We start from the raw sequence: 14,630 nt of genomic DNA, 5'->3' as shown, positions 1-14,630 counted from the left end.
TAATTTATCTATAGAGTTTCTTATTAAAGAGTATTGACTACTTGTGAAGTATCACATATTTATACAAGTATATATCTTATAAAATACAATACTTATTATTATAGTCATGTTCAAAATTTAATGCAGTCTTTTATATCAATGTTCTTTTATCTTTTTATTTTTACATGCTTTATATTTTTATAAGTAATTATCATTATTAATGATAAGTGATTACTAAACCATTACATTTACATTAATTTTATTCATTAATAGATATATTTAATATTTATCTCGATAACGTGCTAGCACTATACTTTCTCAGTCATTAATAATAATATGTTTAATGTAGATAATAATTTTTTTAGATCTATAAAGAATAATAATTTTGTATTATCATGGTTATATGATTATATATTTCATATATAGTCATTATAACATTAAATATATTATATAATAAATAAAGAATTATTTTATCATTCAGTATACATATAGTTTGAATGCATTAAAGATTATCTTATATATATTAAGATGTTAGTTGTATAAATATTCTTATTATTATCTCATCATGATTTAAATCATAGTAAAATTAATATTGTGAGTCATAGAATATATTTGAAATATTTATTACAATATAATGCTTACTAATTAGTTATATACTATCATACATAAAACAATTATAATTTATAACTCATTTAATATTTAATAACATATTATATATTTATTATTTATAGTAATTTCTTAATATTCTTCCTGTTATATAAGGATCTTTGTATTATATAGACATACTAAATAATTTTTATAATTTATAATATATTTTTAGCATTTATTAATTTATAATAAAATCATCAATATAATATATATTAATAGTTAATTTTTAATTTATATATATTAATATAATATATATTATTGTATTTTTATCATATAAATATTATATTAATATAATATAATAAAACAAATAATTTTTTATAAAAATAGTTTATTTATTTCATAAATATTGACTAATATTTATAAATAAAATAATAACTATAATAAATACAATTACAATATTATGTATTAATTATATTAATTTACATAATTAGTACTATTAAATAAATCAACTAATATTATATATAAAATAATAACATAAAAAATAACAAAATATTAAATAAATTTGATTGTATATTTTATAATTATCATATAATAATTTATTTTTAATAAAAATAAATATAAAAATATTTATATATTATTCAATCATTATAATTAAAACTACTAATTTTAGTATTATTATTAAAATATAATAAAAAACTAAATAACAAAATATTATTATAATTAATTATATAATTTACTATTAAATAACTTAACTTATATTAAGTTAATAGCTCTTAATACGCGTTCTTTATATATTTAATATCATATTGTATATTAATAAAATATTATATATATTAATACATTACTCATTATATAGTACATTAATATATATAGATATATATAAAATATATACTTTATCTAATAAAAATAATTTTAATATATTTCTTATTCCATTATTTTTAATAAACTATAACATAAAATTAATCGTCTAAAAAACTACGTAATACTTCAGAGCGGCTTGGATGACGTAGTTTGCGTAGTGCTTTTGCTTCTATCTGACGTATACGTTCGCGAGTTACATCAAATTGTTTACCCACTTCCTCTAAAGTATGGTCTGTGTTCATATCAATACCAAAACGCATACGTAATACTTTAGCTTCACGTGTTGTTAAGCCAGATAAAATATCACGAGTTACAGAACGTAAACTTTCTGAAGTAGCAGAATCTAATGGTAATTCTAGTGTTGTATCTTCAATAAAATCACTTAAATGTGAATCTTCATCATCACCTATAGGAGTTTCCATAGAAATAGGTTCTTTAGCTATTTTTAATACTTTGCGTATTTTATCTTCTGGTATCATCATACGTTCAGCTAATTCTTCTGGTGTAGGTTCGCGTCCTATTTCTTGTAAAATTTGCCGAGAAATACGATTAAGTTTATTAATAGTTTCAATCATGTGTACAGGAATACGTATAGTACGTGCTTGATCTGCTATAGAACGGGTAATGGCCTGACGAATCCACCATGTTGCATAAGTTGAAAATTTATAACCACGACGATATTCAAACTTATCAACTGCTTTCATTAACCCTATATTTCCTTCTTGAATTAAATCTAGAAACTGTAAACCACGATTAGTATATTTTTTAGCAATAGAAATGACTAAACGTAAGTTAGCTTCAACCATTTCTTTTTTTGCACGACGAGCTTTTGCTTCACCAATAGACATACGACGATTTATATCTTTTACTTGTTCGATCGTAAGATCAGTTTCTTCTTCTATTTCATGTAATTTATTTAAGCTATATTCAACATCTTCACGTACATATTTTAGCCTATCTCCCCATGGTTTGGCCATGGCTAACGCAGCATCAAACCAAGTCGTATTAGTTTCATTGCCAGTAAATAAAGTAATAAAACTTTTTTTTGGCATTTTACTTTGTTCAACGCATAATTTCATAATTAAACGTTCTTGAGTACGTACCCGATCCATCATATGACGCATACTGTTAATAAGATAATCAAATTGTTTTGGTACTAAACGAAATTGTTTAAATACTTCTGAAAGATTTAGTATTTCTTTTTCTACTATTGCATGTCTACGACCATAAGTTTTAATAGCTATATGTGTTTTTGCATATTGTTCACGTAATTCAGAGAATTTTTGTTGTGCTAACTCTTGGTCTATATTGTTATCATCTGTATTTTCTTCGTCTCCATCATCTTCATGCAGATCTTCTGAAGATAACTCAGAACCAATATTAGTCGCTGTTAGTATTAAATCTTCTTCTGCATAAGGATCTACAAAACCAGTAATAATATCAGATAAACTAGCTTCTTCTGCTTGAACATGCTCATATTGTTCAAGTAAGTATGTAATTGCTTCTGGATACTCAATTACAGAATGCTGAACTTGATTAATACCATCTTCGATACGTTTAGCGATATCTATTTCTCCTTCACGAGTCAAAAGTTCTACAGTGCCCATTTCTCTCATGTACATACGTATTGGGTCAGTAGTTCTTCCTATCTCAGCTTCTACACTTGATAATACTTGTACAGCTGCTTCGGCAGCATCTTCATCATCAATGTTTTCTGCTAGCATTAAATCATCAGCGTCAGGTGCTTTCTCCAGCACTTGAATGCCCATGTCATTAATCATTCTAATGATATCTGCTATTTGGTCTGAATCGATTATATCATCCGGCAAATGATCATTGACTTCAGAATAGGTAAGATAGCCTTGTTCCTTACCTTTAGTAACAAGAAGTTTGAACTGTGACTCTGAGTTATGCTCCATAAGACAATATCCATACTTTATAGTTTAAATCGACGTTAAGCAGTATCACTGTTAACAATAATGAATACTTTTTAAGTATGTATTCTCTTTTTATTCTTAGGAAAAAAAAAATTATTTTTCTATGCATTTTATATAATCTTTGTTGCATGTTAAAACATTAAATGAAGTACTTTATTGTTTGAAATAAACATTTATACATAAATAATATAAACAAAATATTCTTAAAAAGAAATATATTTATTAGTTATTATGAGTCATTATTTTTTAGCTAATGTTTGATTAAGTATCCATAATTCTTGTCGTTGATTAGCACTTAAACCTTTAATACGATCTAATGCAATAAGTTTTTCTTGACGTTGTTCTAGCATAGAGTCATAAATACTACTTAATGTATCAAGAAATGTTTTGTGAACCATTTCTTTAATAATCATGTGGTTCCAAGTTGCTAAATTTTCAAGCTGTTTAATATATTTATTATCTCGGTATAATTCAAGTAATTGACCAGTTGTTAATCCTGGTTGTGCTAAGCATGTTTCAACTATTTCAATAAATAATGCTAATCCAGGTAATTTGTATTCTTTAAAACTATTTAATGTATTTACTTCAGATGCTAAAAATGGATTTTGCACTAATAATCCTATGAGCATACGCATATTAGTACGTTTTATCTGAAAATTATGGTATTTTTTTTTTTCATTAATTTGTTTTGGTAACAACTTATCAAGTTTTTGATCATCTAAAATACCTATTTTTTGACCTAAAAACTGCCGTAAATATAATCTTAAAGTCATACCTGGTATTTGTTCAATTAATGGTAAAGATAAAGCACTAAGCTTAGTACGACCATCAGGAGTACTTAAATCAACTTGTGGTATCAACATATCAAACAAAAAAGATGATAGTGATTGAGATTTCTCAATACGTTGTTGAAAGATTGTGCTACCTTCTTTACGTATTAATGTATCTGGATCTTCATCATTAGGTAAAAACATAAATTTTAACTGTTTACCATCATATAAAAACGGTAGTGCTTTGTTTAGTGTGCGCCATGCTGCCTTGCGTCCAGCATTATCGCCATCATAGCAGCAGATAATTGTATCAGTCATACGAAACATTAATTGAATATGTTCTAATGTAGTAGCAGTTCCTAGAGAAGCTAAAGCATAAGTAATTCCATATTGCGCTAGAGTTATAACATCCATATAACCTTCAACAACTAATATACTATTGAATATAGAGCAATGTTTATATGCTTCATATAATCCAAATAAATGACGTCCTTTATGAAATATATCAGTGTCAGGAGAGTTAATATATTTTGGTATAATATTCTTATTTAAAGAGCGGCCACCAAAAGCAATAATTCGACCACTTTTATCACGAATAGGGAATATTAATCTATCTCGAAAGCGATCATAAATTTGGCCTTGATCATTATTAATTAACATTCCCGCAGCATCTAGTGCTTTACGAATATTTAGATTTAAACCAAATTTTTTAAGAATATTATCCCAACCAGGAGGTGCGTATCCTATAGAAAAACGCTCTATTATTTCTTGGTTTAATCCACGTTTTACTAAATATTGATGTGCATATTTATTATTTGATTGATATAATGCTTGTGTATAAAATTCACTTAGATCATTCATTAACTTATATATAAGTTGACGTTTATGAATTGTTGTTTTATGGCTTTCTATTCCTGCCTCAAAAGGAATTTTAAGACCTGTGATATTTGCTAATTCTTCGATGCTTTTTATAAAATCGAGCATTTCATACTTCATTAAAAAATCAATAGCATTACCATGAGCCCCACAGCCAAAACAGTAATAAAATTGTTTATCTTGATTAACGATAAATGAAGGATTTTTTTCGTTATGAAATGGACAACAAGCATGATAGTTATTGCCCTTTTTTTTTAGTTGAATGCGCGTATTAATAAGATCAACAATATTGATATTGTGTAGTAAATCCTGTATAAATAAACGCGATATTCGTCCTACCATAGGTATTTAGATTACCTTACTGTTTTTACAAATGTAGAAATGCTAATTACTAAATAATTTTAACTATATTAATAATAAGTATATAATATTTGTATATTTTAAAAGCATTTCTTATTTATATTGCTATTAATTAGATAAAACTTTAAAATATCTGGATTATATAAAACAGACATATTATATAATATTATTTATTCGAGCTTAATTTATACATAATCATCTAATATAAACTGGTACGACGCGCATTTTCACGAGTTAATTTTTTAGCATAACGTTTAACTGCGGAAGCTTTAGCTCGTTTACGCTCAGTAGTTGGTTTTTCATAGAATTCACGACGACGTACTTCCGCTAAAATACCTGCTTTTTCACATGAACGTTTGAAGCGCCGTAAAGCTACATCGAATGGTTCGTTATCACGTACTTTAATTACTGGCATTAATTTTTACCTCGATATTAATTGATCTGTAATGAACTAACTTTTTAAAGTTTTCAGATAACATTAAATTTATATTAACTTAACATTGTTTTATAAAGCAATGTTAAGTTAATGTCCACAAATTTATATTTTTAGTCATCATGCATTAATTTTGACAATAATTATTTATAGTTATTTTGAGTAACTTTAATAAATTATTGATTATAATATGCTATTACTAGTAAATATAGTATATCTTAGTTATATTACTGTATACCATATTAAATTATTAAAAAAATGTATTGGAGTAACCATGCGCATTTTAGGTATTGAAACTTCTTGTGATGAAACAGGTATTGCTATTTATGATGATGAAAAAGGTATTTTAGCTAATTACTTGTATAGCCAAAGTAATATACATTCTAATTATGGTGGAGTTGTACCTGAATTGGCATCTCGTGACCATATAAGAAAAACTATTCCTTTAATTCAAGCTGCATTAAAAAAAGCTCATTTAACTGGTAAAGATCTTAATGGAGTAGCATATACTGCTGGTCCTGGTTTAGTAGGATCTTTATTAGTAGGTGCTACAATTGGATTAGCACTAGCATTTGCATGGGGATTGCCAGCAATTCCTGTACATCATATGGAAGGACATTTACTAGCTCCCATGTTAGAAAATAATCCTCCTTCATTCCCATTTATAGCATTATTGGTATCCGGGGGACATACTCAGCTCATTAGCGTTACTGAGATAGGAAAATATGAAATGTTAGGAGAATCTATTGACGATGCAGTAGGTGAAGCATTTGATAAAATAGCTAAGTTGCTTGGACTAAATTATCCTGGAGGACCTTTATTATCTAAAATAGCTCAAAAAGGTAAAACAGGACGATTTTTTTTCCCTCGTCCTATGATAAATCGTCCAGGACTTGATTTTAGTTTTTCTGGTTTAAAAACTTTTGCAGCTAATACTATTCGCAATAATATAGTAGATAGTCAAACTCGTGCTGATATTGCTTGTGCATTTGAGGATGCTATTGTAGATACATTAGCAATTAAATGTAGGCGTGCATTAGAACAAAAAGGATTTAAATACTTAGTGATAGCTGGTGGTGTAAGTGCTAATGTTAAGTTAAGATCTCACTTAAAAAATATGATGATACAAAGGGGTGGCAAGATATTTTATGCTCGTCCTGAATTTTGTACAGATAATGGCGCTATGATTACTTATGCTGGAATGGTACGTTTAAAAAATAATATACATTCGAGTTTAAAAATTTCTGTTCATCCACGTTGGCCTTTAGCAAATTTATCAGAAGTATAATATTTTATTTATTTAATAAAGAATAAATCTAAAATTTTGTATCTATTGTGTATTGATTACTCAATAGACAATTTTAGTAATTAGAATTATAAATTGCTGTTTATCTCTTATATATAATCGTTGTATATATAATATATGTTTGATAAATAATAATGTCATACAATAGTAAATAAAGCATTTGTATAAGACCTCTATTATTACCGTTATTTTAGTTCAAAATATATTTAATATGCATAATGATTATATTAATATAACCATAATAGTTATTATATTATAATAATATATAATTAATATTATTAAATACTATTCATTTATTTTGATTACTTTCAAAAAGCATACCTAATGCGTCGTGATATTATTTAAATATTCAAAATAACACTATTATGTTTAGTAAAATACAAATGATATACTATTTGATATAGTAAAATATAATAATAAAAAATATCTCATATAAATTATTATCTATATTTTAAATTTTTTCTGATATTTTTAAGATAAATTGCTAACAAGAGGCTTGTTTTATGTTATGTTGGCGTAAATTTTACTTTAACTTATTACAGTTAACTATTAAGATATTAGTAAGTAGTACAATTATTCCTTCTGAACCAATTATTGATTTATGTTTAGATATGAATAGAACTATGTTGTATTTATTACCTTATAAGTCCACAGCAGATTTATTAACTTTTCGTAATTGCTGTTTAGCTAAAAATTTACCTGATCCATTAGATTATAATGAAATTAATGGTACTATATTACCACGCTATATTTGTATTGATTATGATCCCTTTATATATAGTGATTATAAATCACTAAGGCAAGAATCTATAAAAATATTTTATAAATATTGGGAGCTACATCAACAGAATTCTTTAATTGATATCCAAATAATACCAGTATCAATCTTGTTAAATCGTTCTCCAGATTACATCAATCGTAAGAAGAAACTATATTTAAAGTTACTAAATAATTTTAAGAAATTTTTTACTATTATTTTATTTAGACGTGATAGTTTTGTGTTTTTTTTTAATGCTATATCACTACGTAACATAGTAAATGCACATAATATGGACAACAATATTATACAAAAATTGATTCGTATAGCACGTATACATTTTTTTCGTCAACGCATAGCTACGGTAGGTCCAATACCATGTAATACTAAAGATTTATTTAATAAAATATTATTATCTGAAACAATTAAAAAAGCTATTAATGATGAATCACGCAGTAAAAATATATCTTACAAAAAAGCCCAGCAATATGCAGTAGCATTAATAAAAGAAATAGCTGCAAACTTTACTTATTCAGCCGTGCATTTATCTGATCACGTACTAGGATGGATATGGAATCGTTTATATCAAGGTATTAATGTTCATAATATAGAATATGTACGTGAGTTAGCTCAGAAAGGTCATGAAATTGTTTATGTACCTTGCCATCGTAGTCATATGGACTACCTGTTACTATCATATGTCATTTATCACCAAGGTTTAATTCCTCCTCATATTGCTGCAGGTATAAATTTAAATTTCTGGCCAATTGGACCTATTTTTCGGCGTTTAGGTGCTTTCTTTATTCGTCGTATCTTTAAAAAGAATAAGTTGTATTCTGCTATATTTCGTGAATATCTAAACAAACTATTTAGTCAGGGTTATTCAATTGAATATTTTATGGAAGGAGGCCGCTCACGTACAGGATTATTATTAGAACCAAAAACCGGTATTTTGGCTATTACTATTCAAACAATATTGCGTAATAGACAGCGTCCTGTAACTCTTGTTCCAGTATATATAGGTTACGAGCATATTATAGAAGTAGAAACTTATACTAAAGAGCGTAGTGGAGTAATTAAAAAGAAAGAAAACATTATGCAGATCTTTAAAGGACTTAGTAAATTACGTAATCTAGGACAAAGTTATGTTAATTTTGGTCAGCCCATTATAATTAACAATTGGCTTACCAAAAATGTACCTGAATGGCGTCAATCAATAGATTTAATTAATGTACAACGTCCACGATGGTTAACTTCAGCAGTTAATAAAATTGCTAATATTGTTATGGTAAATATTAATAAATCAGCTGCTGCTAATGCAATAAATTTATGTTCTACTGTACTACTTGCATCAAGACCACATATTATAACTTATAATCATCTTTTAGAGCAATTAGAATGCTATTTACAGTTACTAAGTAACGTGCCTTATTCTAGAAATACAACTAGACCAAATCAAACTGCAGAAGAATTATTGCAACATGCATTACAAATGGGTCAGTTTGTATTAAACAAAAATAATATAGGTGAAAATATTATACTTCCACGTGAAAAAGATATAATATTAACATATTACAAAAATAATATTCATCACATGTTGGTGTTACCATCTCTAGTAGCAAGCATTATGATGCATTGTTATAGTATTGCATATGCACAATTAATATTACAGGTACAACTATTGTATCCTATGTTAAAAAAAGAACTATTTTTACATTATGAACTTAATCAGTTACCACATGTATTAAATACTATTATTATTGAATTGTGTCGTCAGAAACTTCTTTTTAAAAAAGGTCGCAATTTACTCATAAATCCTGAGCGAATATATAGGTTACAACTATTAGCTGCTGGAGTACGTGAAACCTTACAACGATATGCGATTATTATTTCCTTAATTAATGATAATCCAAGTATCAGTCGCAATGAATTAGAAAAAATAGGACTCATTATTGCACAACGTTTATCATTATTATATGGCGTTCATGTATCTGAATTTTTTGATAAATCTTTATTTATTAAACTTATGATTACTTTACGTTCTGAGGGTTATATATCTTCTACAGGAAATGCATATCCTGAACTTATTATAAATCTCTATAATATATTATTAGTAATGGTTAATGTAAGAGATATATATCAAAATATATAATACGTCATTCATCTAAAATAGATTACATATTAACAATGTTCATCATTTATAAAAATATTTTATTAATTAAATGAACTATAATATTATATTATATTATATATTTTAATAACTAAAAATATTTAATTATTTTATAAATATTTTAAAATACATCTAAGTTAATATAATATTATATATTTAAAATGTATTTAATAAATTTAAATATAATTATTTTTGTATATTATTGATTATATTTTATCTACTAAATAAATAACCAAATAATAAAACTAATTTAATATTTAAACAGATATTACAAGATATCATATAATGTAAAATATTAACAAATACTTTATGAATAACTCTCAAAGAGTATCACAATATTATATAGTTATTTCTTTATAGAGGTAAGAATATTTATTTAGATCTTTGTAGTGATGTTTTATATAAAATATAATTTTGGTGGAGCTGGGGGGATTTGAACCCCCGTCCGAAATTACTACGCCATCGGTGCTACATGCTTAGTCTAGTCTTTATATTCGTTTATCTAGTTACGGACAGACACGTTACTAATAAACTAGCTTGATTATATTTAATGTTTTAACCTCAAACAGCGGTTATATACACGATCTCTTTATGTTTGACCTCTCTTAATTCCTATCCTAAGAGAAAAGTTAGGAAGAGAGGACACTCAGTAGGTTATTAAGCTGCTAGTGCGTAGTTTTCGTCTTTTGCGACTATTTTTTGCGGCTTTTAACGAGGCCAACCGCTCCTCGGCATGCTCCTTAGGTTTGATAAATCCCGTCGAATCCAGAATCAGCCCCAATAATAGTCAATAGTATATCAAAATATATATTTTAGATCTAGCATATTAGTGATTTATTTTTTTTAGAATACGTGCTTTATTTAATATCCATTCACGGTATTTTATTTCATTTCTTTTGTCATAATCTTTTTTACCTTTAGCCAAACCTATTCTTATTTTAGACCAAGCATTTTTCCAATAAAGAGATAGTGCAACAATAGTAAAACCATCACGATTTACTTTACCTATTAACATTGTTAATTCTCTTTTTTTAAGTAATAATTTACGTGTACGCATTGAATCGTATAATTTATGATTAGATGCTACTTGTAATGGTTGAATCGTAGCGCCAAAAAGGTAAGTTTCTCCTTTATTAAAAGTTATATAACTATCAGTAATATTTACTTTACCTGCACGTATAGATTTAACTTCCCAACCTTCTAATACTAATCCAGCTTCTAGTTCATTTTCAATAAAATATTCGTAATGAGCATGTTTGTTTACAGTAATAACGGTTACTGGATTCATTAGATCTTTTTTTTTCTTTTTCATAAAAGTGCCATTACATATAGTAATTAGATAGATAAATATTGTATTATTTAGGATACTATATATTTTATATATTAAATAATTATTGCTGATAGATTAGATCATATTTTTATCAATAAAAACAATATTATTAAGGTGATGTATTCATTGCATTAGGAATTAATATGACACAAATTAGTTGTTCTAGTTTATTACCATTTAATGCTACACAAATGTATCAGTTAATTAACGATGTTACTGCCTATCCTACGTTTTTACCGGGTTGTATAGGAAGCCGTATTTTAGAATTCTCACAAAATTATATGATTGCTTCTATCGATATTTATAAAGCAGGTATTAAAAAGACCTTAATTACCCGTAATACTCTTGCAGATAATTCCAGTATTACAATGCAATTAATTTATGGTCCATTGAGTAAGTTACTAGGTTATTGGTATTTTATTCCTTTAAGTGATGATACCTGCAAAGTTAATTTATATTTAGATTTTGAAGTAAATGATAAGTTAATGCAATTTGCTTTACAAAATATTTTAAAAAAAATGGTAAAACAGATAATTCATATTTTTACTGTACGTGCACAAGAAATATATGGTAACTCTTGTAAAATTACAAATAATTTAAAAACTACTTCATGCTTAACTTAATTATTAAAAATACTGATATAATATTAGTAGATAAGAGAATTTTTATAAAAATACAATTAATTTTATAAATGCATAAAATATATTTTAACGTAACTATAGTGATTATCTTCTTTCAAAGAAATTAATATTAATTTTTATGACTAATTTTTAATTAAATTATTTGTTTATTATTAAATAAATTTATGATTTATTAATAATGTGGTGGTAACATATCTTCTGATATGTGAGCTATGACAGATAGCTGGATTTCTTTTAGTTTTTCCACTAAAGAATGCATTTGTTTTTGATATTTATCTATCTCTAATTGTAAAGATATCATTGTCTGGTGTATCTCTTCAATATTTATTTCCTGCCAAGCTAATTGACTCTCAATTATTTCAAATTTATATTTAATATGTTGTCTTCCTAAAGACAATTGTTGCATAATTATATTCTCGTATATCAGTAATATGTTTTGTTAACTAGGTTGAATAACGTAAACTTTAAATTAAATAGATGTAATCTATTTTAAATATTATTACTATATTTTTATTGATAACAAAGTATGAAATATATAATAACTTATTAAATATCTATAATTATAGCAAATATTTTAAGTAGTTAAAAATAAATAATAGAATATTGATAAATAATTGAGTTATACATTTATATATTATAATAGTCTTTTGTAATTTTTTATAATAGAGATAATAATTTTTATTAATCTTTGTATTAATGCTAAATAATCAAAATAATATTCTTAGTATATTAAAGCATATAGAGTGTATTTATTTTAAATATGATTATATAAAATACTAATAATACATTATTACTATACTGTTAGTAACTTTATTAAAGTAATCATGATTGAACTTAATACTAGTTAAATATATTAAGATATTATAAATATTGAACACATATTAACATATATAGTAAGTATAAATATAGTATAAAAATTAATATATTTTATTATAATATAATTAATTAATAAAATAGTAAAATATACACATATTTGTATAAATATTATGTAGCATGATCATACTATAATCATGTAAATTACATATTGATTATCGATGCAATACATTAAAATACTATTTTAAAAAATGAAAATTTTTTATTATAAATTTATAATTTGTATAAATTATTAAAGAGAATATTAGTGATTATAACAAAATTACAAATATATTCTCGTTTGATGAGAATAGATAAACCAATAGGTTGGATGTTATTGCTATGGCCAACTTATTGGGCATTGTGGTTAGCTAGCAATAAAATTCCTAGTATAAAATTTTTAACTATTTTTACGCTTGGGGCATTTCTTATGAGATCAGCTGGTTGTGTAATTAATGATTATGTAGATCGAAGTATAGATGGTTATGTCACACGTACTGCTAATCGTCCTTTACCCAGTAGGATAATAACAGAAAAAGAGAGCAAAATTTTATTTGTTATATTAATATTAATATCTTTTAGGGTAGTATTAATGCTGAATACTATGACTATAGTATTATCCTTTGTTGGTTTATCTATAGCATGGATATATCCATTTATGAAGCAACTTATTAATTTTCCTCAGGTTATTTTAGGAATAGCTTTTAGTTGGTCAATTCCTATGGTATATAGTGCTGTTATTGAAATATTACCTTTAAGTTGTTGGCTGTTATTTTTAGCTAATATTGTTTGGACAATTGCTTATGATACACAATATGCAATAATTGATAGAAATGATGATTTGAATATTGGTATTAAATCTACAGCTATTTTGTTTGGTCGTTTTGACATACTAATTATTGGTTTATTGCAATTAATAATGCTATTATTAATGTTATGGGTTGGTTATCTTAATCATCTTAAGATTGCTTATTATTGTAGTATTATATTAGCAGGAATACTATTTTTATATCAGCAAAAATTACTTAAACAGCGTAAAGGTATATTGTGTTTTAAGGCTTTTTTGAGCAATAATTATGTCGGTTTAATATTATTTATAGGCATTGTACTTTCTGTATTATAATAAAACTATTTATAGATAATAATTACTAAGATAACCTAATTTTGTTTTTTGCATATAACATTATATTGTGTTAAAAATAATAAAAAACAAACAATATGTATTGTTTATATAAATGTATGTATATAAAATATCTTTATAAAATTTATAATATTAATTATATCTATGTAATTTAGTATTTTACTAACTATTACAATATAGAGTAATAATCTTATCACTGTATATGTATTTTAAATATATATTTATTATGTTATATCTATGATATATTACCTAAAAAAATTAATTGACAATTTTTATTATTTTATGCATTAATTGCGTATACTATTTTAGTTTCATATAGTGACTAATTTTTATACAATTAAAATTTATTTATGCTAAAATAGTTATTTTAGTAATATTGTTCATTATTGTTCATTACATATCATACAAATGCTATTAGCAAGAGATATGCTATATATATAACATATATAAAGAAAATAAATTATTTTTTATATATATTACTTATATGAAATATGCTGATACTAATTAAACACAAGTTTGTTGTTAAATATATGTTATTTATGTATATAAATATTACTATATGATTATTAATTATCATATATAATAATGGTATTAAAGAAAATAATTTATTATTGTACTTAATAGTTGAT

The 14,630-nt window shown here is 25.1% G+C and carries 9 protein-coding genes and 1 other RNA gene; 4 read left to right on the top strand and 6 right to left on the bottom strand.

Translation table 11 applies throughout. The features are described 5' to 3' along the window. Positions 1–1,526: 1,526 nt before the first annotated feature. The 3 genes from rpoD to rpsU all read right to left on the bottom strand — a co-directional run bounded on the left by rpoD (position 1,527) and on the right by rpsU (position 5,786). Positions 1,527–3,347, bottom strand: a complete 1,821-nt coding sequence (gene rpoD / locus GII40_RS01890; protein WP_226813161.1) for an RNA polymerase sigma factor RpoD — start codon at positions 3,345–3,347, stop codon at positions 1,527–1,529. Between the two features lie 257 nt (positions 3,348–3,604). Then, positions 3,605–5,353 (bottom strand): DNA primase, encoded by a 1,749-nt coding sequence (gene dnaG / locus GII40_RS01885; RefSeq protein ID WP_226813160.1) that lies wholly within the window; start codon positions 5,351–5,353, stop codon positions 3,605–3,607. 217 nt (positions 5,354–5,570) lie between these two features. Further along, on the bottom strand, positions 5,571–5,786 hold the full coding sequence (gene rpsU / locus GII40_RS01880) for a 30S ribosomal protein S21 (protein WP_226813159.1): 216 nt from the start codon (positions 5,784–5,786) through the stop codon (positions 5,571–5,573). A 292-nt stretch (positions 5,787–6,078) separates the two neighbouring features. Between rpsU and tsaD the strand changes: the two genes are divergently transcribed. Further along, entirely contained in the window at positions 6,079–7,092 is a 1,014-nt protein-coding gene (gene tsaD / locus GII40_RS01875) for a tRNA (adenosine(37)-N6)-threonylcarbamoyltransferase complex transferase subunit TsaD (protein ID WP_226813158.1), read from the top strand. A gap of 521 nt (positions 7,093–7,613) precedes the next feature. Continuing rightward, entirely contained in the window at positions 7,614–10,019 is a 2,406-nt protein-coding gene (gene plsB, locus GII40_RS01870; RefSeq protein ID WP_226813157.1) for a glycerol-3-phosphate 1-O-acyltransferase PlsB, read from the top strand. A gap of 433 nt (positions 10,020–10,452) precedes the next feature. Here plsB and ssrA read toward each other — a convergent pair. Continuing rightward, positions 10,453–10,816: a transfer-messenger RNA gene (gene ssrA, locus GII40_RS01865) on the bottom strand. 47 nt (positions 10,817–10,863) lie between these two features. Beyond that, positions 10,864–11,349 (bottom strand): SsrA-binding protein SmpB, encoded by a 486-nt coding sequence (smpB, locus tag GII40_RS01860; RefSeq protein ID WP_420885590.1) that lies wholly within the window; start codon positions 11,347–11,349, stop codon positions 10,864–10,866. 161 nt (positions 11,350–11,510) lie between these two features. On the opposite strand from smpB, the gene GII40_RS01855 reads away from it, so the two are divergent. Beyond that, entirely contained in the window at positions 11,511–11,990 is a 480-nt protein-coding gene (locus GII40_RS01855) for an SRPBCC family protein (RefSeq protein WP_226813156.1), read from the top strand. Positions 11,991–12,180: 190 nt separating this feature from the next. Here GII40_RS01855 and GII40_RS01850 read toward each other — a convergent pair whose 3' ends face one another. Beyond that, complete coding sequence (locus GII40_RS01850) at positions 12,181–12,414, bottom strand: SlyX family protein (RefSeq protein WP_226813155.1); 234 nt, start codon at positions 12,412–12,414, stop codon at positions 12,181–12,183. 750 nt (positions 12,415–13,164) lie between these two features. On the opposite strand from GII40_RS01850, the gene ubiA reads away from it, so the two are divergent. Continuing rightward, positions 13,165–13,983: a 4-hydroxybenzoate octaprenyltransferase gene (gene ubiA, locus GII40_RS01845; protein ID WP_239022576.1), complete on the top strand. Its 819-nt coding sequence runs from the start codon at positions 13,165–13,167 to the stop codon at positions 13,981–13,983. Positions 13,984–14,630: the final 647 nt, after the last annotated feature.

The sequence above is a fragment of the Candidatus Profftia lariciata genome (assembly GCF_020541265.1).
Lineage (GTDB): Bacteria > Pseudomonadota > Gammaproteobacteria > Enterobacterales > Enterobacteriaceae > Profftia > Profftia lariciata.
This window is presented reverse-complemented; position numbering and strand designations above follow the sequence as displayed.

Coding starts and splice junctions, on each gene's coding strand:
- rpoD (WP_226813161.1), bottom strand. CDS start 3,347: ATGGAGCATAACTCAGAGTCACAGTTCAAACTTCTTGTTACTAAAGGT.
- dnaG (WP_226813160.1), bottom strand. CDS start 5,353: ATGGTAGGACGAATATCGCGTTTATTTATACAGGATTTACTACACAAT.
- rpsU (WP_226813159.1), bottom strand. CDS start 5,786: ATGCCAGTAATTAAAGTACGTGATAACGAACCATTCGATGTAGCTTTA.
- tsaD (WP_226813158.1), top strand. CDS start 6,079: ATGCGCATTTTAGGTATTGAAACTTCTTGTGATGAAACAGGTATTGCT.
- plsB (WP_226813157.1), top strand. CDS start 7,614: ATGTTATGTTGGCGTAAATTTTACTTTAACTTATTACAGTTAACTATT.
- smpB (WP_420885590.1), bottom strand. CDS start 11,349: ATGAAAAAGAAAAAAAAAGATCTAATGAATCCAGTAACCGTTATTACT.
- GII40_RS01855 (WP_226813156.1), top strand. CDS start 11,511: ATGACACAAATTAGTTGTTCTAGTTTATTACCATTTAATGCTACACAA.
- GII40_RS01850 (WP_226813155.1), bottom strand. CDS start 12,414: ATGCAACAATTGTCTTTAGGAAGACAACATATTAAATATAAATTTGAA.
- ubiA (WP_239022576.1), top strand. CDS start 13,165: ATGAGAATAGATAAACCAATAGGTTGGATGTTATTGCTATGGCCAACT.